An 18,880-nucleotide genomic window follows, 5' to 3' on the forward strand; every position below is an offset into this window, starting at 1 on the left:
CCTATTGACCGACCGCGCCGAACAACCCGGCCGCCGCGATCCGCGCGGCCGTCAGAGTTGTATCGGTGTCAATTCCGAACCAGATGCAGGCCAGCGCAGCAATCCAGATCGGTATCAGCATGGAAAGCGGCGCCTCGGTCGCGGTGCTGTCCTTGCGCGGAGGTTGCAGATACAGCACTTCGACCACCCGCCAGACATAGACGACCGCAATCAGGCTCGACGCCACAATCAGCAGGGCAATAGGCCACCAGCCCTTTTCCAAAGCCGCCTGAACCAGAACCCATTTGCTGACAAAACCTGCGGTCCCGGGCACCCCGATCAGGCTTAGCCCGCCGATCACCGCGGCGGCCGAGGTCCATGGCATCCGGCGCCCCATGCCGCAGATGTCGTTATAGAAGGTATCTTTGTTGCGCAGCACGAAGGCCCCGACGGTCATGAAGAGGGCCGCCTTGGTAATCCCGTGGTTGAACAGATGCACGATGGCCGCAGTCGCGCCCGTCTCTGTCAGGAAGGTGATGCCCAGCAGCATGTAGCCGATCTGCGCAATGCTCGAATAGGCCAGCATCCGCTTGAAATCGCTCTGGAACACGGCGACGAAACTGGCTGCGAACATCGCCAGCAGCGCAAAGGGCATGACCACGAATTGCAGGGTCAGAACCTCGAACTGGAAGCCCGGACTGAACACCGTGAAGACAAAGCGCATCAGGACGTAGAGCGCGACCTTGGTCGATGTCGCCGCGAGAAAAGCCGAGACCGCCGAAGGCGCATAAGTATAGGCGTTGGGCAGCCACAGGTGCAGCGGATAGAATGCCAGCTTCAGACCCACCCCCACCAGGATGAAGGCGAACCCCGCCTCGATGGTCCGGTTGCCCGGCTGGGTCGCGATCCGCTGCGCCAGATCGGCCATGTTCAGTGTGCCGGTCGACATATAGAGGAAACCGATGCCGATCACGAAGAAGGTCGCACCGATGGTTCCCATGATCAGATAGTCATAGGCCGCCGTCAGCGCCCGCTTGTCGCGCCCCGCGCCCGTGGCGATCAGAACATAGGTCGAGAGCGAGGAAATCTCGAGGAAGACGAATACGTTGAAGGCGTCGCCGGTAATCGTCACGCCCATCAGACCCGAGAAACACAGCAGATAGGCTGCGTAGAACAGGGTGTGATCGCGCGCAGGCACCTCGTCGCCGATGCTGGTCCTGGCAAAGGGCAGAACGACCACCGCGATGGCCGAAACCAGGAAAAGCACGAAGGCATTGGCGGCGTCGACCCTGTATTCGATGCCGATCGGAGGCGCCCAGCCGCCCAGATGATAGCTGATGACCGATCCGTCGATCACCTGCATCAGGAGCATCCAGGCAATGACCAGCGACACCACGCTCGCCGCGAAGGCCATCGGCCAGGCCAGCCGCCGGCTGCCCAGGAATACCGTCAGCGGCGCGGCGAAGAACGGCACCAGAATCTGCAGGATCGGCAGGTGATCTTGCAGCGTCATCGCCGTGTGTTGCAGGGCTTCCGTGGCCATCAGTGCCGCTCGCTCATCAGTTCGCTGTGCAGGCGGTATTCTTCCGAGGCCATGTCCTTTTCAATCTGGAAGATTCCGTCCTCCTCGATGGTGCCGTATTGCTCGCGGATGCGCACGATCAGGGCCAGGCCCAGCGACGTGGTCGCGATGCCGACGACGATAGCCGTGAGGATCAGCACATGCGGCAACGGGTTGGAGTAGACGGTTGCCGGGTCGATATTCATGTCGGTCGGAAAGATCGGTGCGGTGCCGCCCGACACCTTGCCGACCGAGATGTAAAGCATGAACACGGCGGTCTGGAAGATGTTCAGTCCGACGATCTTCTTCACAAGGTTGCCTTTGGCCACCACGATGTAGAGTCCGGTCATCATCAGGACGATGAACAGCCAGTAGTTGACATGGCCAAGGATGAAGGCCCAATCCATTGCGCGCGTCATCACCAGTCCTCGTCGCTGATCGTCGGGGTTCGGGCTGCAAAGGCATAGTAGATCGCAACCATCACCCCCGTGACGGTGACACCCACGCCGAGTTCGACGACCAGAATACCCCAGTGCTGCCCATGCGAAGGATGCGCCGGTGTAAAGGCGCCGTAGTCGAGAAAACTGTAACCAAGGAACAGGCTTGCGATCCCGGTGCCGGCGTAGATCATCACGCCCAGCGCCATCAGCTTGTGAACCAGCCAGGGCGGCAACACCTTCTGCACGGTCGCCAGACCGAACACCACGCCGTAGATGATGAAGGCCACAGCCATGATCACGCCGGCCTGAAAACCGCCGCCGGGCGAATAATCGCCGTGAAACTGCACGTAAAGCGCGAACAGCATGATCGGCCCGATCAGCAGCTTTGTGACGACGCGCAGGATGAGGTGATGTCTGATCATTCGTCCTCACCCTCCTCGCGCCGCCGACGACGCAGGCCGCTGATCAGCAGCAACACGCCCAGTCCCGCCGCAAAGACCACACCTGTCTCGCCCAGCGTATCGTATCCGCGATAGCTCGCCAGGATGGCTGTCACGATGTTGGGCACCCCGATGTCCTCCGGGCTGCGCGAAATGTACTCCGGCGCGACATGGACATTCGCCGGCGCATTGGCATCGCCGAAATTCGGCATGTCCAGAGTGCCATAGACCAGCGCCGCCCCAGTCACCACCACCACCAGAAGCGGAGTCAACCCGGCATTCGACTTGGGCAGCTCCGACCGCGAGGTCAGCGCCAGCGTGCTCAGCATCAGAACGGTCGAGATGCCCGCGCCCACAGCCGCCTCGGTAAAGGCCACATCGACCGCATCGAGCGTCACCAGCAGCAGAGCCGACAGCAGGCTGAACACGCCGGCCAGCATGACCACCGCGAACAGACTGCGCAGGCGCACCACGGCCAGCGCGGTTGCGACCATCATGGTGAACAGGACGATATCGATCAGAATTTCCATAATCCCCCCGTCAGGTCTGTTTTTCAGGGGGCGGCGTCTGCGCACCGGTCAGCCCGGGATGCTCTTTCGGCCTCAGACCAGAGACAAGCGCCGCGCTGGCGGCGGCATGGGTCGCGGTCGGTCCCGTGATGAACAGAAAGATGCCGATGATGATCAGCTTGACCGTGATCAGCGTCCAGCCCGCCTGCATGGCCATGCCCAGAAGCAGCAGGATCACGCCGCCGCTGTCCGACACAGAGACGGCATGAAGCCGGGCCCAGAAATCAGGAAAGCGCAGTACGCCCACGGCGCCCACAACGGTGAAGAAGGACCCGGAAACGATGAAGATCCAGCTCAGGACTTCGACCAGCATGTCCATCAGGCCTCTCCCTCCGCCTGGTCGCTGGGGCGGGGCGTGTCGCCAATCGCCCGATACCGGAAGAACTTGAGGATCGCGATGGTGCCGACGAAGTTGATCAGCGCGTACAGCATGCTGATGTCCAGGAAATCGGGCCGTCCGTTGAGAAACCCCAGAACCCCGATGAACAGCACCGTATAGGTACCGAAGGCATTCACGGCCAGAACGCGGTCGTAAAGTGTTGGTCCGTTGAACAGACGGATCAGCACCAGAACCATGGCGACGAAAAGGGCGATGGTGGCGAGCGCGAACATCAGGACATCACCGGTGCTTCGATGGCGGTCACGCGCCGGTCCATATCGGCGAGCGCTTCGGTGTCGCCCTCGGAAAAGGCAAGCGCATGCACCAGAAAATGCCCCGGCTCGGTCTCGACCGTGATTGTTCCGGGGGTCAGCGTGATCGAATTGGCAAAGATCGTCTGCCCCAGATCGGTAGACTGCGTGAGCGGCACCACGAAGAGATGCTGGCGGATCGGCATCGCCGGGCTCAGCACCACGCGGGTCACCAGCCAGTTGGCCTTGGCGATCTCCTTGAGCAGCCAGATGATATAGCCGACCGAACGGATCGGATTGAGGCCAAGTTGAACGCGGTCGCCGTCGATCGCGTCCATCCGCCGCACCACATACATCACCAAAATGACCGAAGCGGCACCGAATCCCAGGATCAGAGGCTTGTACAGGCCCGACATCAGCAGCCACATGGCAGCCAGAACGATCGCCGTCCCTATGGTGCGCACCCGTCATCCCCCGTCGTCTTGCCGTCGCTTGAGCCATGTCTGGCTGCGGCGTGTCCTGTTCGTGCCCCAATGTAGGGTTTCCGGCCGCTCTTGTGAATATGGGTGCGACCGAAAAGCGCTGCCTTCAGACGAACTTGCGGAAGATCCGCGTGGCATCGAACATCTCTTCCAGCGACTTCATGCGCTCGCGCGTGCGCTCCCATTCCATTTCCTGCACGGCCGCAATCAGCGTTTCCGACAGAAGCAGCATGGCGGTCATCGAATCCCACGCCGACGGCGCTTCGATCCGGCAATTGAACGACACCTCGGCATACCGCGAAATCGGCGACTGCCACTGATCGGTGAACAAAACGCATTTCGCCCCGCGCGCTGCGGCGATCTCTGCCAGTTTCAGCGTCGTGTTCTCGTAGCGGCGGACGTCGTAAAGAACGACAAGATCGCCGTCCTCCAGGTCGAGCAGATCGTGCGGCCAGGCGTTGGCGGTGGTGCGGACCAGACGCACATCGGGCCGGATCACCTGCAGATGCAGGTGCATGTATTCCGCCAGCGCATGGGTGATCCGGCCGCCGGCGATAAAGACCCTTCGCCGCGTGTCGGACAGAAGGGCGATCACTGCATCGAATTCCGCCGGGTCGGCATTGGCGAGTGTATGGCGGATGTTCGCGATCACCGCGTCGGTAAACCGGTTCAGGATGTGCCCCTGCGGCGCCGCCTGCGACCAGCTTTCGTGTTTCGCGATGGGGTTGGAAATCTGCGCTTCCAGTTCATCGCGCAAGGCCGCCTGAAACTCGGCGAAACCGGAAAACCCCAGCTTTTGAACCATCCGCGCCACGGTCGGCGAAGATACCCCGGCCTTTTCGCCCAGCCGCGTGATCGAGCCCAGGCCCGACATCGGGTAGTTCTCGAGAATGGCATCAGCCAGCTGCCGTTCGGCGCGGGTCAGCTGACCGGCCACCGCCCTGATGCGTTGCTGCGCGGTTTCCGCCATGCGCCTCTCCTTCCCGGTGCCGATTTTGTAATCATACTTTCAGCCGCGCCCACAAAGAAGAGAAACTTTCAGAATCCCGGTTGACAGCGGCGGGGCGCTGAAGAAACCTGAGGCGGTCCGGGGGACCAATGACACAAGATTCCGCTTTCCGTGCCGCCATCACCGAAGGGCTTTCCGGCCCGGCGCAGGCTTTGGTCCTGTGCGAACATGCCTCGGCCGAAATTCCGGAAGAATTCAAAAGCCTTGGCCTCCCCCCCGAAGCGAGACTGAGCCATGTCGCCTGGGATCCTGGCGCGCTGACACTTGCCCGCGATATGGCCGGCGCGCTTCACGCCCCGCTCGTCTTCGGCGGCGTGTCCCGCCTGCTCTACGATTGCAACCGCCCGCCCGAAGCGGCCGGCGCCATGCCCGAGAAAAGCGAAATCCACGACATTCCAGGCAACCGCGCCCTGTCGGCCGCAGCGCGCGAAGACCGCGTCGCCCGGATCTACCGCCCCTTCTGCGCGGCGGTCGACCGCGCCATCGAGGCGGCGCGTCCCGCGGCCCTGATCACAGTCCATTCCTTTACCCCGATCTATTACGGCAAGCCGCGTGCCGTCGAGATCGGCGTGCTGCATGACACCGACAGCCGTCTGGCCGATGCGCTGCTGAACGAACTGTCCGGCTCCTCCTACCAGGTGGAGCGCAACCAGCCCTACGGACCGGCAGACGGCGTGACCCACTCGCTGAAACAACATGCGATGACGCGGGGACTGGCCAATGTCATGCTGGAAGTCCGCAACGATCTGCTGGCCGACCCCGACAAAGCCGCCGATATCGCCGCGCTCTTGTCTCGCGCCCTGATTGTCGCACTGGCGGAGATCGGCGCCGCGAAGGGCGCCGCGTGATGGAGCGGGGCCTGCGCGTCTTTGTCAGGCTGACCGACCGGTTCAACCGCCGCGTCGGCCGCATCATGATGTATGGCATCTTCGTGATGATGGGCATCCTGCTCTGGTCCTCGATTTCCAAGACCTTTTTCCTGCCCTCGCTCTGGACGCTGGAGATGGCGCAATTCGCGATGGTCGCCTATTACATCCTGGGGGGGCCCTATTCGATCCAGATGGGATCGAACGTGCGGATGGACCTGCTCTATGGCGACTGGTCGGAAAGCCGGAAGGCCTGGTTCGACGCCGTGACGGTCCTGTTCCTGATGTTCTACCTCGGCATCCTCCTGTGGGGCGGCATCGGGTCTACCGCCTATTCGCTGGGCCACTTCGGGACCGAACCCTTTGCCTTCTTCGGCAACCTGATCAAGGGCTTCGTTACCGGCGGCATCGACGGCGCCAATGAGGTGCTGGGCCGACCCGAGCGCAGCCCGACCGCCTGGCGGCCCTACCTCTGGCCGATTAAGTGCATCATGGTTCTCGGCATCTTCCTCATGCTGCTTCAGTCGCTATCGGAGCTTGCCAAGGACATCCTGCGCATCCGGGGTGCCGACATTCCGCGTGAGGCGATCTGATGTCCTATGAACTGATCGCCATCCTGATGTTCTCGACCATGATGCTGATGCTCATGACCGGGCAGCGAGTGTTCGGTGCCATCGGCTTTGTCGCGGTCATCGCGGCGCTGCTGCTCTGGGGCGACCGCGGCGGATATGATCTGGGCTTCTCTGCGGCGATGAAGCTGATGAAGTGGTATCCGTTGCTGACCCTGCCGATGTTCATCTTCATGGGCTACGTGCTGAGCGAATCCAAGATCGCTGACGACCTCTACAAGATGTTCCACGTCTGGATGGGCGGCGTGCACGGCGGGCTGGCCATCGGCACCATCGGCCTGATGGTACTGATTTCCGCGATGAACGGCCTGTCGGTCGCCGGGATGGCCATCGGGGCAACCATCGCCCTGCCGGAACTGCTCAAACGCGGATACGACAAACGGATGGTCACGGGGGTGATCCAGGCCGGCTCGTCTCTGGGAATCCTCGTGCCGCCCTCCGTCGTGCTGGTACTTTACGCGATGATCGCGCGCCAGCCGGTCGGCCAGCTGTGGCTTGCCGGCGTCGTTCCGGGCCTGATGATGGCGGCGATGTTCATCATCTACATCTGGGCGCGCTGCAGACTGAACCCGGAGCTCGGGCCGGTTCTGCCGCCGGAAGAGCGCAACATCCCCCTGTCGGAAAAGCTGGCCCTGCTGCGCGCCGGCGTCCTGCCGCTTGTGATCTTCGCCGCGATGATGATCCCCTTCGTCAACGGCTGGACCTCACTGGTCGAAAGCTCGGCTATCGGCGCGCTGGCGGCCTTTCTCGCGGCGGTGCTCAAGGGCCGCATGACCCGCGAGGTGTTCGAGGTCTCGGTCCGCTCGACCCTCGGGATCTCCTGCATGTTCATGTGGATCATCCTGGCCGCCCTCGCCTTCGGCGCCGTCTTCGACGGGCTGGGCGCGGTCAAGGCGATCGAGAATCTGTTCACCGAAAAGATGCATCTCAGCCCCTGGATGATCCTCATTCTGATGCAGCTGAGCTTCATCGTGATGGGGACGTTCCTGGACGATACCGCCATGCTGGTGATTGTCGCGCCGCTCTACGTCCCGCTGGTGCAGGCGCTGGGGTTCGACCTGATCTGGTATGGCATCCTCTACACCATCACGACCCAGATCGCCTACATGACCCCGCCGTTCGGCTATAACCTGTTCCTGATGCGCGCCATGGCCCCGCCCGAGATCGGCCTGCGCGACATCTATGCCTCGATCACGCCCTTCGTCGCCGTGATGGTGGTGGCGCTGGTCGTTGTCATGATCTTCCCCGAGATCGCGCTCTGGCTGCCCGATCTGGTCTACAACAAGTGAATCACCAAGAACCCCGATGACGGGGCACCCATAACCACAAGGAGAGAGACAATGACCACAAGACGCAAGTTCATCGCCGGGGCGGCCGTCGCCCCCGCCGCGCTGGCCACGCCGGCCATTGCCCAATCGACCATCAAGTGGCGGATGCAGACCTATGCCGGGCCGGCGCTGGCCGAACATGTGGTGAAGCCGGCCATCGACACCTTCAACAAGATCGCCGGCGACCGGATGCAGATCGAGCTGTTCTTCGCCGACCAGCTGGTGCCCACGGGCGAGCTGTTCCAGGCGATGCAGCGCGGCACCATCGACGCGGTGCAGTCCGATGACGACTCGATGGCTTCTCCCACCGAAGTCACCGTGTTCGGCGGCTACTTCCCCTTCGGCTCGCGCTATTCGCTCGACGTGCCGGTGCTGTTCAACCAGTACGGTCTCGACAAGATCTGGAAGGAAGAATACGCCAAGGTCGGTGTGCAGCACATCTCGGCCGGCTCCTGGGACCCCTGCCACTTTGCCACCAAGGATCCGATCAACTCGCTGAAGGATCTGGAAGGCAAGCGGGTCTTCACCTTCCCGACCGCCGGCCGCTTCCTCAGCCAGTTCGGCGTGGTTCCGGTGACGCTGCCGTGGGAAGACATCGAAGTCGCGGTGCAGACCGGCGAGCTGGACGGCATCGCCTGGTCCGGCATCACCGAGGACTATACCGTCGGCTGGGCGGACGTGACCAACTACTTCCTCACCAACAACATTTCCGGCGCCTGGATCGGCCATTTCTTCGCCAACCAAGGCCGCTGGGACGAGCTGCCAGAAGACCTCAAGGAGTTGCTGAAGGTCTGCATGGAACAGTCGCACTACTACCGCCAGTGGTGGTATTGGGGCGGCGAAGCCAGCCTGCGAGTGAATGGCGACAAGCTGAAGCTGACCACGATCCCCGACGCCGAATGGCAGACGGTGGAAGACGCGGCCGTCAAGTTCTGGGACGAGATCGCCGCCGAAAGCGAGACCAAGGCCAAGATCGTCGAGATCTTCCGGAAGTACAATTCCGACATGAACAAGGCCGGTCGACCCTACCGCTATACCTGACCGCGGTTCCAATGACTGTAACCGGGCCCCGAAGCATCTTCGGGGCTCGACTGATCCAAGGAGACGACGATGCCCGGCAACATGACCTTCGACACCCTCAAGGCCGAAGTGGCGGCGGGCCGCATTGATACCGTTCTGGCCTGCATGGTGGACATGCAGGGCCGCCTGATGGGCAAGCGCTTCACCGCCTCTCACTTCGTGGAGAGCGCCTGGGAAGAGACGCATTGCTGCAACTACCTGCTGGCGACCGATCTAGAGATGGACACGCCCGACGGATATGCCTCGACCTCCTGGGCCGCCGGCTATGGCGATTATGCTCTCCGACCGGATCTGGCGACCCTGCGCCTGGTGCCCTGGCTCGAAGGCACCGCGATGGTGTTGTGCGACGTCGTCGATCACCACTCGCACGAGGATATCCCCCATTCCCCCCGCGCCATCCTGAAACGCCAGATCGCCCGCGCCGAAAAGCTGGGACTGACGGCGATGATGGCGACCGAGCTTGAGTTCTTCCTGTTCAAGGGCAGCTACGACCAGCTGCGCGAGGAAGGCTATCGCAACCTCAAGCCCTTCGTGCCCTATAACCTCGACTACAACATCCTGGGCTCGACCAAGGACGAAAGCATCATGCGCCCGATCCGCAACCATCTGGTTGCCGCCGGCGTGCCGGTCGAGAACTCCAAGGGGGAAGCCGAAGCCGGACAGGAAGAGCTGAACATCCGCTATGCAGAGGCGCTCGATTGCGCCGACAACCATTCGATCGCCAAGCAGGCCATCAAGGAAATCGCCTGGCAGCACGGCGCCTCGGCGACCTTCCTGCCGAAGTGGCACCGCAGCCGCGTCGGCAGCGCGGCGCATATTCACCTTTCGCTGTGGAAAGACGGCGCGCCGCTGTTCTTCGACAAATCCGACAAGCACAGCATGTCGACCGAGATGAAATCCTTCTGCGCCGGCATGATCGCCTATGCCAATGACGTGACGGCCTTCATGGCGCCCTATGTGAACAGCTACAAACGCTTCATGCGCGGCACCTTCGCCCCGACCCGCATCGCCTGGTCGGTCGACAACCGCACCGCGGGCTTCAGGCTGTGCGGCGAAGGCACCAAGGCGGTGCGGATGGAATGCCGCATTCCCGGCTCGGACATGAACCCCTATCTGGCGCAGGCGGCCCTGCTGGCAGCTGGACTGAAGGGGATGGAGGACAATCTGGAACTTGGCGTGCCGGTCACGGGCGAGGTCTATACCGACGGCAAACTGCCCGATATCCCCCGTACGCTGGAAGCCGCAACCGAGGCGCTGCGCGGCTCGACCATGCTGCGCGAGGCGATGGGAGACGGTGTTGTCGATCATTACGTTCGCGCCGCCGAGGTCGAGGTCGAAGCCTTCGCCAATACAGTCACCGACTGGGAAATCGCACGCGGGTTCGAAAAGGCATGACAACCTGCCGCGGGGTCCGGAAGGCTTTCCCTCCGGGCACCGCAGAGTCGAGCTCCCGTCTTTTGCAAGCGCCCGCTGAACGTCTCGGCGGGCCGATTCAGGAAAGACCATGACCACAACATTGAAATGCATCTCGCCCATCGACGGCTCGGTCTATGCCGAACGTCCCGTGCTGAGTCTTGCCGAAGCCGAAGCCGCCGTCGCGCGCGCCCGCGTCGCACAGGCCGAATGGGCCGCCCGCCCCCTGGCCGAACGTGTCGCCCTGGTCGAGGCCGGCTGCGCCCGCCTGACCGCCATGCAGGACGAGGTCGTGCCCGAACTCGCCCATCAGATGGGCCGCCCGGTCCACTATGGTGGCGAATTCCGCGGCATGAACGAACGGGCCTCCTACATGGCCTCCATCGCCGCCGAGGCCCTCGCCCCCATCGAAATCGAGGACAGCGCCACCTTCCGCCGCCTCATCAAGCGCGAACCCCACGGGCTGGTGTTGATCATCGCGCCCTGGAACTACCCCTACATGACCGCCATCAACGGCGTCGCCCCGGCCCTGATGGCCGGAAACGCGGTGCTGCTGAAACACGCGACCCAGACCCTTCTGGTGGGCGAGCGCATGGCCCGCGCCTTCCACGAGGCTGGAGTGCCCGCGGATGTGTTCCAGAATGTCTTCCTCGACCACGATACCACGGCGAAACTGATCGCTGCCAAGAGCTTCGGCTTCGTCAATTTCACCGGGTCGGTCGGCGCCGGTCAGGCCATCGAACGTGCGGCGGCGGGCACCTTCACCGGCCTCGGGCTGGAACTCGGCGGCAAGGATCCGGGCTACGTCATGGAGGATGCCGACCTCGACGCAGCCGCCGAGACCCTGATCGACGGCGCGATGTTCAACTCGGGCCAGTGCTGTTGCGGGATCGAACGCATCTACGTCCACGAAAGCCTGTTCGACGCTTTCGTTGAAAAGGCCGTGGCCATCGTCAAGGCCTACAAGCTCGGCAACCCGCTGGACCCGGACACCACGCTGGGGCCCATGGCGCACCGCCGCTTTGCCGATCTGGTGCGTGAGCAGATCGCCGAGGCTGTGGCCGAGGGCGCCACCGCCCATATCGAGACTTTCGCCGAGGACGACGGCGGAACCTACCTGACGCCGCAGATCCTGACCGGCGTCAACCACGACATGCGCGTGATGCGGGAGGAGAGCTTCGGCCCCGTGGTCGGCATCATGCCCGTGTCTGACGACGAACACGCGCTGCACCTGATGAACGACAGCGACTATGGCCTGACCGCCTCGCTCTGGACGCAGGACACGGCGCGCGCCGAGGCGCTTGGCGGGCGGATCGAGACCGGCACCGTCTTCATGAACCGCGCCGACTACCTCGACCCGGCGCTCTGCTGGACCGGCTGCAAGAACACCGGCAAGGGCGGCTCGCTGTCCGAGATCGGCTTCCACAACCTGACCCGTCCGAAATCCTACCATCTCAAGAAGGTGACGAAATGACCTTGACCGGCAACTGGTCCTACCCCACCGCGATCAAATTCGGCGCCGGCCGCATACAGGAACTGCCTGCCGCCTGCGCCCAGGCGGGCATCAAGCGGCCGCTTCTCGTGACCGACAAGGGCCTCGCCAACCTGCCGATCACGCAGGCGACCCTCGACATCCTCGACTCGGCCGGGCTGGGCCGCGCGATGTTCTCCGACGTCGATCCGAACCCGAACGAGAAGAACCTCGAGGCCGGCCTGAAGGTCTACAGGGCCGGCGGCCATGACGGCGTGGTCGCCTTCGGCGGCGGCTCGGGTCTCGACCTCGGCAAGATGGTCGCCTTCATGTCCGGCCAGACCCGCCCCGTCTGGGATTTCGAGGATATCGGCGACTGGTACACCCGCGCCGACCCGGCTGGAATCGCCCCCATCGTTGCGGTGCCGACGACCGCCGGAACCGGCTCCGAAGTCGGCCGAGCCAGCGTCATCACCAACTCCGAAACCCATGTGAAGAAGATCATCTTCCACCCCAAGGTGCTGCCCAGCGTCGTGATCTGCGACCCCGAGCTGACCGTGGGGATGCCCAAGATGATCACCGCCGGCACCGGCATGGACGCCTTCGCCCATTGCCTCGAAGCCTATTGCTCGCCCTTCTACCATCCGATGAGCCAGGGCATCGCCCTCGAGGGGCTGCGGCTGGTCAATGAATACCTGCCGCGCGCCTATGCCGACGGCACTGACCTCAAGGCGCGCGCCAACATGATGAGCGCGGCGGCGATGGGCGCGGTGGCCTTCCAGAAGGGCCTCGGCGCGATCCACGCGCTGAGCCATCCCGTCGGCGCCGTCTACAACACCCACCATGGCACCACGAATGCAGTCGTGATGAACGCTGTGCTCGACTTCAACCGCCCCGCCATCGAAGAGCGGCTCGACCGCGCCGCGGCCTATCTCGGGATCAAGGGCGGCTACACCGGCTTCTGCGACCGCGTGTGGGAGCTGCGCGCGACCCTCGCCATCCCGGCGAAGTTGAGCGAGATGGGCGTCGGCAACAACCGCATCGACGAGCTGACCGCGATGGCGCTTGAGGATCCGAGCGTCGGCGGCAACCCGGTGCCGATGACCACCGAGAACACCCGTGCCCTGTTCGAGGCCGTGATCTAGGCATACCCCGCAGGGCGCCGGCAAACCGCGCCCTGCCGCTTCCTCTTGCCGAAAATATCCCGGGGGTGCGGGGGCAGAGCCCCCGCCCGGTCGGATCGCGCCAGCGATCCGATCCCGCCAACGGCCTTGCCAACGCCGCCGGCTTTCCCCAATCTTCCGACGACCTAGGGGAGAGGCGCATGATACTGGTCCACCACCTGAACAATTCGCGGTCGCAGCGCATCCTGTGGCTGCTGGAAGAACTCGAACTGACCTATGACCTGCGCCGCTACGAACGCGACGCCGTCACCAACCTGGCCCCGCCCGAACTGGCCGCGGTGCATCCGCTGGGCAAGTCGCCGGTGATCGAATTGGACGGGCGCCGCATCGCCGAGAGCGGGGCCATCGTCGAGGTGCTGTGCCAGAAGCACGGCCGCCACCTGCTGCCCCGCAGCGGCAGCGATGATTCCATCACCCACACCGAATTGATGCATTTCGCCGAAGGCTCGGCGATGGTGCCGATCCTGCTCGGCCTCTACACCGGCCGCCTCGGCAGCGCCGCCGCGCCGCTGCATCCGCGCATCGAACAGCAGCTGGCCAGCCATTTCGAATTCATGGAACAGATGTTGCGCCCCTCGGGCCATTTCGTGCTGGACGATCTCTCGGCGGTCGACGTGATGATGAGCTTCCCAGCCGAGATCGCCATCAAGCAGGGGCGCGGTGCGCTTTTGCCCAAGCTGGCCGCCTTTGTCGAAGCGATGCACGCGCGTCCCGCCTGGCAGCGGGCGCTGGAACGGGGCGGAGCCTATCACTTGGCCTGACCCACATTGGCCGGCGCACCACGACAATCCGCCGGCCCGGCCATGACTTGACCTTGCGTTCCGGGCACAGGCGCCTAATCTCCGCAAACGTGGAAATATGGTCCGACAGGCGGAAATGATCGAAATTATCCCCCCGATGCCCGAGGTGGCACCCACCGAAACCGTGGTCGATATGGTGCGCCGCAGTGCCAGGGCCGCGCCCGACAAGGAGGCGCTGGTCTGCGGCGGCACACGGCTGACCTGGGCGGCCTTCGACAAGCGCGTCAACCGCGTCGCCAATGCGTTGATCGCGCGGGGCGTGCAGACAGGCGACCGCGTGGCGCTGCTGGGTCCGAACTCGGTCGCCTATGCCGAACTCTTCATCGGCACCCTGCGCGCCGGGGCGTGCATCGTGCCGCTGGCGACAATGGCCTCGGCCGAGGCGCTGGAGCGGATGCTGACGGACAGCGGCGCCAAGGTCTTTGCGCTGGCCGGGGCCTATCGTGATCTTGCCGCCCCCTTCCTCGACCGGCTTGACGCGCGCAAGATCGCGCTGGATTTCGCGGCCCCCGGATTCGAAGGCTACGAGGACATGCTGGCCGGCGAGTCCGACACCGATCCGATGATCCCGGTCAAACTCACCGATCCGGTCAACCTGATCTACTCCTCTGGCACAACGGGCACCCCCAAGGGTATCCTGCACAACCACTGGATGCGGGCGGCGCAGATGGACCGGGTGCACGCCAACGGCTATGACGCTCCCGATGCGCGCACGCTGCTGTCGACGCCGCTTTATTCCAACACCACGATCGTGTCCTTCCTGCCCACGCTGGTCGGCGGCGGCACCGTTGTTCTGATGGAGAAATTCGATGCGCGCGGCTATCTCAAACTGGTGGAGCGCGAGAAGATCACCCACACCATGCTGGTGCCCGTGCAATACAAGCGCATCATGGACGTGCCGGATTTCGACAGCTTCGATCTGTCCTCGATGCGGGTCAAATTCTCGACCTCGGCGCCGCTGCGGGCGGATGTGAAACTGGACGTGCTGGCGCGGTTTCCCGGCAAGCTGATCGAATACTACGGGCTGACCGAAGGCGGCGGCGTCACAGTTCTGCCGGCGCATGAGTTTCCCGAAAAGCTGCATACCGTGGGAAGGCCTGCGCCCAATTGCGAGATCGTGCTGATCGACGACGCGGGCGAGCCCGTCGCGCCCGGCGCGGTGGGCGAGATCTGCGGCCGGTCGCCAACCATGATGGCCGGCTATTTCGGGCGGGACGATCTGACCGCCGACTACATCTGGCGTGATGCGGACGGCAAGGTGTTCTTCCGGTCCGGCGACATGGGACGGTTTGACGAGGATGGTTTCCTGATCCTGTCTGACCGCAAGAAGGACATGATCATCTCGGGCGGGCTGAACATCTATGCCGACGATCTGGAACGCGCGCTGCTGGCAGATCCCGACGTGACCGATGCCGCCGTGATCGGCGTGCCGTCCGAACAATGGGGCGAGACTCCGCTTGGGCTGGTCGTGCGGCGCGAGGGAGCGGCCAGAACGGCCGAGGAAATCTGTGCCCAGGCCAATTCCAAACTGGGCAAGAGCCAGCGGCTGTCGGGCGTGGAACTAAGGGACGTTCTGCCGCGCAGCTCGATCGGCAAGATCCTGAAACGCGAGCTGCGGGCGCCCTACTGGGCCGACGCGACGCCATGACCGTCACCCATGTCGGCGTGCTGGGGGGCGGGCTGATCGGCATGAGCTGGGCCAGCCTGTTCCTGGCGCGCGGACTGAAGGTGACGGTGGTCGAACCGCGCGAGGGGGCCGAGGCGGAAGTAACCGCCTTTGTCGCCGCCGCCTGGCCGCATCTGCGCGCGTTGGGTTTGACACAGGCGGAGGCCCCGCGTCAGCCGGAGGTTTCCAACGATATCAACGTCTTGGCGGATGTCGATTTCGTGCAGGAGAACGGGCCGGACCGGATCGCGATCAAGCAGGACATCGTCGCGGCGCTTGAGGCAGTCATCGGAACAGATGTGGTGATTGCCTCATCGACCTCGTCCCTGATGGCAAGCGACATCCAGGCCAAGGCGGTCCACCCCGAGCGGATACTGGTCGCCCATCCGATGAACCCGCCGCATCTGGTGCCGATGGTCGAACTGGTCGCGGGGCGGCTGACCGCGCCGGACACAGTGGATCATGCCGAGGCCTTCTATCTGGCGATGGAGCGGGTGCCGATCAGGGTGAAGAAAGAGGTGCCGGGCCATCTGGCCAACCGCCTGACCGCCGCACTTTATCGAGAGGCGGTGCATATGGTGGCCGAGGGGATCGCCGATGTGGGCGACATCGACAAGGCGATAGCTGCCGGGCCGGGAATGCGGTGGGCGCTGATGGGGCCGCATCTTATCTATCACCTGGGCGGCGGCGCGGGCGGATATCGCCATTACCTCGACCATCTCGGGCCGACGCAGGAGGCGCGGTGGGCGGAACTGGGGCAGTCGCCGCTGACCGAGGGGTTGAAGGCCCAGCTGGTGGCCGGAGTGGACGCGGAGATCGGCGATGAGAGCACAGAGGCGCTGTCAGAACGTCGCGATGCCGCGCTGGTTGCACTGGCCGGTTTGAAACGGCAGCACGGATTCTGAAGTTTCTCAGTCGCTTAAGACCTTAGTCGCCTCCGCCCTTATACCGCGCCCAGAGGTCGGGGCGGCGGTCGCGGGTCAGTTTTTCCGACTGTTCGCGGCGCCAGCGTTCGATCTCGCCATGGTGGCCGGACATCAGGACATCCGGGATCGCCCTGCCCTGCCATTCGGCGGGACGGGTGTATTGGGGATGCTCCAGCAGACCGGCAGAAAAGCTTTCTTCCTCGGTCGAAGCGGCATTGCCGAGGACACCGGGCAGCAGGCGGACGGTAGCGTCAATCAGGGCCTGCGCGGCGATCTCACCGCCGGTCATGACGAAGTCACCCAGCGAAATTTCCTCGACGCCGTAATGCTCCAGCACCCTTTCGTCGAAGCCCTCGAAACGGCCGCAGATCAGGGTGACGCCGTCGGCGCGGGCGAGACGCTGCATCAGAGCCTGCGTCATTGGCGCGCCGCGGGGGCTGAGGCAGAGCAGCGGCCAGTTGCGCGTCGCGCCGGTCATCGCGGATTCGATGGCGGGGCCAACCACGTCGGGGCGCAGGACCATGCCTGCGCCGCCACCTGCGGGGGTGTCGTCGACGTTGCGATGTTTGCCGATCCCGAATTCGCGCAGGTCGAAAGTTTCCAGCCGCCAACGGCCGTCCTGCAACGCCTTTCCGGTCAGGCTTTCGCCCAGAACTCCCGGAAAAGCGTTGGGAAACAGGGTGATGACCCGCGCCTCCCAAGCGCCCGCGAGATCGGGCACCGGGGTCAGCAATTCGCGCGGTTTCACCGACAGGCGGATCGCCTTGCGGCCGTGGGATCTGTCAGGCGAAGTCATGCCGCCTGTCTAACGGAATACGCGGCGAAATCCAGCGTCAGACGATGGCAAAGACGCCGAAAAGCGCGAGCAGGAACAGGACCAGAACGATGAGAATGAGAATGCGGGCACCGGTCAGGGCGGCACCGGAAATAGAGCTGAAACCAAGCAGGGCAGCGATGGCTGCGATGACGAGGAGGATCAGAATCCAGGAAAGCATGTGGTTTTTCTCCTTGCGGCGGTCCGAATTGGATCCGTTGCAAGGGCAACGCCGCAGGGCGGGAGCCGGTTCCACTCAGGTTGTGGACAGCAGCCCTTCGGGCGGGTCGGCGATGATGCGGCCGGCGGCAATATCCACTGTAGGAACAATGGCTTGCGTGAACGGCAGCAGGACGGATTCCTGGCCCTTGCCGCGGCGGATTTCCAGCAGGTCGCCGGCGCCGTGGTTCTGCACGGCGATGACTTCGCCCAGCGGCGCGCCGCCGGTGTCGAAGACCTGAAGGCCGATCAGGTCGGCGTGGTAGAATTCGTCGTCGGGCAGCGAGGGGAGCCGGTCGCGCGGGGCGTAGAGGCGCAGGCCCTTGAGGGCGTCGGCCTGTTCCTTGGTGAGAATGCCGCCGAGACGGGCGGCGAATCCGGTGGGAATGGGACGGGTGAGGGTCACCGTGAAGCTGCGCGTGCCGTCCTCGGTGGTGAGGGGGGCATAGGCGGCGATGTCCTCGGGGGTGGTGCAGAAGCTCTTGAGTCGGACCTCGCCCTGGACGCCGAAACCGCCGGCGATGGCACCGACACAGATCAGATCAGGCATGGCGAGACCTCTAGCAAATGGGTGGCCCGGATGGATGAAGCGCCCCTGATCCAGAAGGAAAAGGGGCGCTTTTGCAATGACTTATTCCTCGGCGGTCGCGGCGGCCTTCGCGGCCTTTTCCTCGGCGCGGGCCTTGGCTTTCTTGCCGGGTTCGCCGGCTTTGGGGTTGTTGCGTTCGGTCTTCGGGCGCAGGCCGGCGGCTTCGAGCATGCGGGCGATCCGGTCGGTCGGCTGGGCGCCGAGGTTCAGCCAGTGCTGCACGCGCTCCACGTCCATCTTGACGCGGTTCTCGTTGTCCTTGGGCAGCATCGGGTCGTAGGTGCCCAGCTTCTCGATGAAGCGGCCGTCGCGGGGCATGCGCGAATCGGCGGCGACGATGCGGTAGGACGGGCGTTTCTTGGAGCCGCCGCGGGCGAGTCTGATCTTCATGGCCATTTGTGTTTTCTCCTTTGAATGGCTTGGGTCAGGATGGGTATAAACCCATGTTAAGTCTTGAACTTCTCGTGGTGGTGGATCACTTCCCGGATGATGAAGGCGAGGAACGCCTTGGCAAATTCCGGGTCGAGGTCGGCCTTGACGGCCAGGTCTTCGAGCCGTGCGATCTGGGTCGCTTCGCGCGCCGGATCGGACGGGGGAAGGTCGTGTTCGGCCTTGAGCTTGCCCACGGCCTGGGTGTGCTTGAACCGCTCGCCGAGGGTATAGACGAGGATGGCGTCAAGCCGGTCGATGCTTTCGCGATGCTCTTTCAGCAGCGCGGCCGCGCGTTGGGTGGTGTCCTGGGTCATGCGTTTCTCCACGCTGGAATCCGGGGGGTGATAGCCGTG

General features: G+C 63.9%; 23 protein-coding genes. 10 read left to right on the forward strand and 13 right to left on the reverse strand.

Annotation, left to right across the window (positions count from 1 at the left end):
- Window position 1: 1 nt before the first annotated feature.
- The 8 genes from ACFO5X_RS03480 to ACFO5X_RS03515 all read right to left on the reverse strand — a co-directional run bounded on the left by ACFO5X_RS03480 (window position 2) and on the right by ACFO5X_RS03515 (window position 5,071).
- Window positions 2–1,522 carry a monovalent cation/H+ antiporter subunit D family protein gene (locus ACFO5X_RS03480; RefSeq protein ID WP_380715832.1) on the reverse strand — a complete coding sequence of 507 codons (1,521 nt, stop codon included), beginning with the start codon at window positions 1,520–1,522 and terminating at the stop codon, window positions 2–4.
- On the reverse strand, window positions 1,522–1,959 hold the full coding sequence (locus ACFO5X_RS03485) for a cation:proton antiporter subunit C (protein WP_380715833.1): 438 nt from the start codon (window positions 1,957–1,959) through the stop codon (window positions 1,522–1,524). Before ACFO5X_RS03485 ends, ACFO5X_RS03480 begins: the two co-directional genes overlap by 1 nt.
- Complete coding sequence (locus ACFO5X_RS03490; protein ID WP_380715834.1) at window positions 1,959–2,402, reverse strand: Na(+)/H(+) antiporter subunit B; 444 nt, start codon at window positions 2,400–2,402, stop codon at window positions 1,959–1,961. The genes ACFO5X_RS03485 and ACFO5X_RS03490 overlap by 1 nt, the downstream gene beginning before the upstream one ends.
- Window positions 2,399–2,950, reverse strand: coding sequence for a DUF4040 domain-containing protein (locus ACFO5X_RS03495; protein ID WP_380715836.1), 552 nt, complete (start codon window positions 2,948–2,950; stop codon window positions 2,399–2,401). The genes ACFO5X_RS03490 and ACFO5X_RS03495 overlap by 4 nt, the downstream gene beginning before the upstream one ends.
- A gap of 10 nt (window positions 2,951–2,960) precedes the next feature.
- Window positions 2,961–3,308 carry a monovalent cation/H(+) antiporter subunit G gene (gene mnhG, locus ACFO5X_RS03500; RefSeq protein WP_380715837.1) on the reverse strand — a complete coding sequence of 116 codons (348 nt, stop codon included), beginning with the start codon at window positions 3,306–3,308 and terminating at the stop codon, window positions 2,961–2,963.
- Window positions 3,308–3,601 (reverse strand): MrpF/PhaF family protein, encoded by a 294-nt coding sequence (locus ACFO5X_RS03505; protein WP_380715838.1) that lies wholly within the window; start codon window positions 3,599–3,601, stop codon window positions 3,308–3,310. The genes mnhG and ACFO5X_RS03505 overlap by 1 nt, the downstream gene beginning before the upstream one ends.
- The gene (locus ACFO5X_RS03510; protein ID WP_380715840.1) at window positions 3,601–4,083 is read right to left on the reverse strand and encodes a Na+/H+ antiporter subunit E; all 483 of its coding nucleotides are present in this window, start codon (window positions 4,081–4,083) and stop codon (window positions 3,601–3,603) included. The genes ACFO5X_RS03505 and ACFO5X_RS03510 overlap by 1 nt, the downstream gene beginning before the upstream one ends.
- Window positions 4,084–4,207: 124 nt before the next feature.
- Entirely contained in the window at window positions 4,208–5,071 is an 864-nt protein-coding gene (locus ACFO5X_RS03515; RefSeq protein WP_380715841.1) for a MurR/RpiR family transcriptional regulator, read from the reverse strand.
- A gap of 128 nt (window positions 5,072–5,199) precedes the next feature.
- Here ACFO5X_RS03515 and ACFO5X_RS03520 point away from each other — a divergent pair, with 128 nt between their 5' ends.
- The 10 genes from ACFO5X_RS03520 (at window position 5,200) to ACFO5X_RS03565 (ending at window position 16,452) form a co-directional block, all read left to right on the forward strand.
- Window positions 5,200–5,958 (forward strand): N-formylglutamate amidohydrolase, encoded by a 759-nt coding sequence (locus ACFO5X_RS03520; protein WP_380715842.1) that lies wholly within the window; start codon window positions 5,200–5,202, stop codon window positions 5,956–5,958.
- A complete protein-coding gene (locus tag ACFO5X_RS03525; protein ID WP_380715843.1) occupies window positions 5,958–6,569 on the forward strand; it encodes a TRAP transporter small permease subunit in 612 nt (203 codons plus the stop codon). Before ACFO5X_RS03520 ends, ACFO5X_RS03525 begins: the two co-directional genes overlap by 1 nt.
- Window positions 6,569–7,894 carry a TRAP transporter large permease gene (locus ACFO5X_RS03530; RefSeq protein ID WP_380715844.1) on the forward strand — a complete coding sequence of 442 codons (1,326 nt, stop codon included), beginning with the start codon at window positions 6,569–6,571 and terminating at the stop codon, window positions 7,892–7,894. Before ACFO5X_RS03525 ends, ACFO5X_RS03530 begins: the two co-directional genes overlap by 1 nt.
- A gap of 51 nt (window positions 7,895–7,945) precedes the next feature.
- Entirely contained in the window at window positions 7,946–8,974 is a 1,029-nt protein-coding gene (locus ACFO5X_RS03535) for a TRAP transporter substrate-binding protein (protein WP_380715845.1), read from the forward strand.
- A 69-nt stretch (window positions 8,975–9,043) separates the two neighbouring features.
- Window positions 9,044–10,408, forward strand: coding sequence for a glutamine synthetase family protein (locus ACFO5X_RS03540; protein ID WP_380715846.1), 1,365 nt, complete (start codon window positions 9,044–9,046; stop codon window positions 10,406–10,408).
- A gap of 109 nt (window positions 10,409–10,517) precedes the next feature.
- A complete protein-coding gene (locus ACFO5X_RS03545; RefSeq protein WP_380715847.1) occupies window positions 10,518–11,900 on the forward strand; it encodes an aldehyde dehydrogenase family protein in 1,383 nt (460 codons plus the stop codon).
- Window positions 11,897–13,042 carry an iron-containing alcohol dehydrogenase gene (locus ACFO5X_RS03550; protein WP_380715848.1) on the forward strand — a complete coding sequence of 382 codons (1,146 nt, stop codon included), beginning with the start codon at window positions 11,897–11,899 and terminating at the stop codon, window positions 13,040–13,042. Before ACFO5X_RS03545 ends, ACFO5X_RS03550 begins: the two co-directional genes overlap by 4 nt.
- 179 nt (window positions 13,043–13,221) lie before the next feature.
- Window positions 13,222–13,842: a glutathione S-transferase family protein gene (locus ACFO5X_RS03555; RefSeq protein ID WP_380715849.1), complete on the forward strand. Its 621-nt coding sequence runs from the start codon at window positions 13,222–13,224 to the stop codon at window positions 13,840–13,842.
- Between the two features lie 115 nt (window positions 13,843–13,957).
- Window positions 13,958–15,529, forward strand: coding sequence for a class I adenylate-forming enzyme family protein (locus ACFO5X_RS03560; RefSeq protein WP_380715851.1), 1,572 nt, complete (start codon window positions 13,958–13,960; stop codon window positions 15,527–15,529).
- Complete coding sequence (locus tag ACFO5X_RS03565; RefSeq protein WP_380715852.1) at window positions 15,526–16,452, forward strand: 3-hydroxyacyl-CoA dehydrogenase NAD-binding domain-containing protein; 927 nt, start codon at window positions 15,526–15,528, stop codon at window positions 16,450–16,452. Before ACFO5X_RS03560 ends, ACFO5X_RS03565 begins: the two co-directional genes overlap by 4 nt.
- Window positions 16,453–16,474: 22 nt before the next feature.
- On the opposite strand, the gene trmD is transcribed toward ACFO5X_RS03565, so the two are convergent.
- The 5 genes from trmD to ACFO5X_RS03590 form a co-directional block, all read right to left on the reverse strand.
- Window positions 16,475–17,269: a tRNA (guanosine(37)-N1)-methyltransferase TrmD gene (gene trmD / locus ACFO5X_RS03570; protein ID WP_380715853.1), complete on the reverse strand. Its 795-nt coding sequence runs from the start codon at window positions 17,267–17,269 to the stop codon at window positions 16,475–16,477.
- 37 nt (window positions 17,270–17,306) lie between these two features.
- Window positions 17,307–17,468 carry a DUF1328 family protein gene (locus ACFO5X_RS03575; protein WP_380715854.1) on the reverse strand — a complete coding sequence of 54 codons (162 nt, stop codon included), beginning with the start codon at window positions 17,466–17,468 and terminating at the stop codon, window positions 17,307–17,309.
- A 75-nt stretch (window positions 17,469–17,543) separates the two neighbouring features.
- A complete protein-coding gene (rimM, locus tag ACFO5X_RS03580) occupies window positions 17,544–18,056 on the reverse strand; it encodes a ribosome maturation factor RimM (protein ID WP_380715855.1) in 513 nt (170 codons plus the stop codon).
- Window positions 18,057–18,137: 81 nt separating this feature from the next.
- Complete coding sequence (gene rpsP, locus ACFO5X_RS03585) at window positions 18,138–18,491, reverse strand: 30S ribosomal protein S16 (protein WP_380715856.1); 354 nt, start codon at window positions 18,489–18,491, stop codon at window positions 18,138–18,140.
- A gap of 50 nt (window positions 18,492–18,541) precedes the next feature.
- Window positions 18,542–18,841 (reverse strand): chorismate mutase, encoded by a 300-nt coding sequence (locus ACFO5X_RS03590; RefSeq protein WP_380715858.1) that lies wholly within the window; start codon window positions 18,839–18,841, stop codon window positions 18,542–18,544.
- Window positions 18,842–18,880: the final 39 nt, after the last annotated feature.

It is taken from the genome of Seohaeicola nanhaiensis (assembly GCF_042654245.1).
In the GTDB taxonomy this organism is placed as follows: Bacteria; Pseudomonadota; Alphaproteobacteria; order Rhodobacterales; family Rhodobacteraceae; genus Seohaeicola_A; species Seohaeicola_A nanhaiensis.

What these genes read in the sequence shown, in the direction of transcription:
- ACFO5X_RS03520 (WP_380715842.1), top strand. Translation starts at nt 5,200, where the DNA reads ATGACACAAGATTCCGCTTTCCGTGCCGCCATCACCGAAGGGCTTTCC.
- ACFO5X_RS03575 (WP_380715854.1), bottom strand. Translation starts at nt 17,468, where the DNA reads ATGCTTTCCTGGATTCTGATCCTCCTCGTCATCGCAGCCATCGCTGCC.
- rpsP (WP_380715856.1), bottom strand. Translation starts at nt 18,491, where the DNA reads ATGGCCATGAAGATCAGACTCGCCCGCGGCGGCTCCAAGAAACGCCCG.
- ACFO5X_RS03525 (WP_380715843.1), top strand. Translation starts at nt 5,958, where the DNA reads ATGGAGCGGGGCCTGCGCGTCTTTGTCAGGCTGACCGACCGGTTCAAC.
- ACFO5X_RS03485 (WP_380715833.1), bottom strand. Translation starts at nt 1,959, where the DNA reads ATGACGCGCGCAATGGATTGGGCCTTCATCCTTGGCCATGTCAACTAC.
- ACFO5X_RS03490 (WP_380715834.1), bottom strand. Translation starts at nt 2,402, where the DNA reads ATGATCAGACATCACCTCATCCTGCGCGTCGTCACAAAGCTGCTGATC.
- ACFO5X_RS03535 (WP_380715845.1), top strand. Translation starts at nt 7,946, where the DNA reads ATGACCACAAGACGCAAGTTCATCGCCGGGGCGGCCGTCGCCCCCGCC.
- ACFO5X_RS03515 (WP_380715841.1), bottom strand. Translation starts at nt 5,071, where the DNA reads ATGGCGGAAACCGCGCAGCAACGCATCAGGGCGGTGGCCGGTCAGCTG.
- mnhG (WP_380715837.1), bottom strand. Translation starts at nt 3,308, where the DNA reads ATGGACATGCTGGTCGAAGTCCTGAGCTGGATCTTCATCGTTTCCGGG.
- ACFO5X_RS03590 (WP_380715858.1), bottom strand. Translation starts at nt 18,841, where the DNA reads ATGACCCAGGACACCACCCAACGCGCGGCCGCGCTGCTGAAAGAGCAT.
- ACFO5X_RS03550 (WP_380715848.1), top strand. Translation starts at nt 11,897, where the DNA reads ATGACCTTGACCGGCAACTGGTCCTACCCCACCGCGATCAAATTCGGC.
- ACFO5X_RS03545 (WP_380715847.1), top strand. Translation starts at nt 10,518, where the DNA reads ATGACCACAACATTGAAATGCATCTCGCCCATCGACGGCTCGGTCTAT.
- ACFO5X_RS03565 (WP_380715852.1), top strand. Translation starts at nt 15,526, where the DNA reads ATGACCGTCACCCATGTCGGCGTGCTGGGGGGCGGGCTGATCGGCATG.
- ACFO5X_RS03480 (WP_380715832.1), bottom strand. Translation starts at nt 1,522, where the DNA reads ATGGCCACGGAAGCCCTGCAACACACGGCGATGACGCTGCAAGATCAC.
- rimM (WP_380715855.1), bottom strand. Translation starts at nt 18,056, where the DNA reads ATGCCTGATCTGATCTGTGTCGGTGCCATCGCCGGCGGTTTCGGCGTC.
- ACFO5X_RS03505 (WP_380715838.1), bottom strand. Translation starts at nt 3,601, where the DNA reads ATGTTCGCGCTCGCCACCATCGCCCTTTTCGTCGCCATGGTTCTGGTG.
- trmD (WP_380715853.1), bottom strand. Translation starts at nt 17,269, where the DNA reads ATGACTTCGCCTGACAGATCCCACGGCCGCAAGGCGATCCGCCTGTCG.
- ACFO5X_RS03495 (WP_380715836.1), bottom strand. Translation starts at nt 2,950, where the DNA reads ATGGAAATTCTGATCGATATCGTCCTGTTCACCATGATGGTCGCAACC.
- ACFO5X_RS03560 (WP_380715851.1), top strand. Translation starts at nt 13,958, where the DNA reads ATGATCGAAATTATCCCCCCGATGCCCGAGGTGGCACCCACCGAAACC.
- ACFO5X_RS03555 (WP_380715849.1), top strand. Translation starts at nt 13,222, where the DNA reads ATGATACTGGTCCACCACCTGAACAATTCGCGGTCGCAGCGCATCCTG.
- ACFO5X_RS03530 (WP_380715844.1), top strand. Translation starts at nt 6,569, where the DNA reads ATGTCCTATGAACTGATCGCCATCCTGATGTTCTCGACCATGATGCTG.
- ACFO5X_RS03540 (WP_380715846.1), top strand. Translation starts at nt 9,044, where the DNA reads ATGCCCGGCAACATGACCTTCGACACCCTCAAGGCCGAAGTGGCGGCG.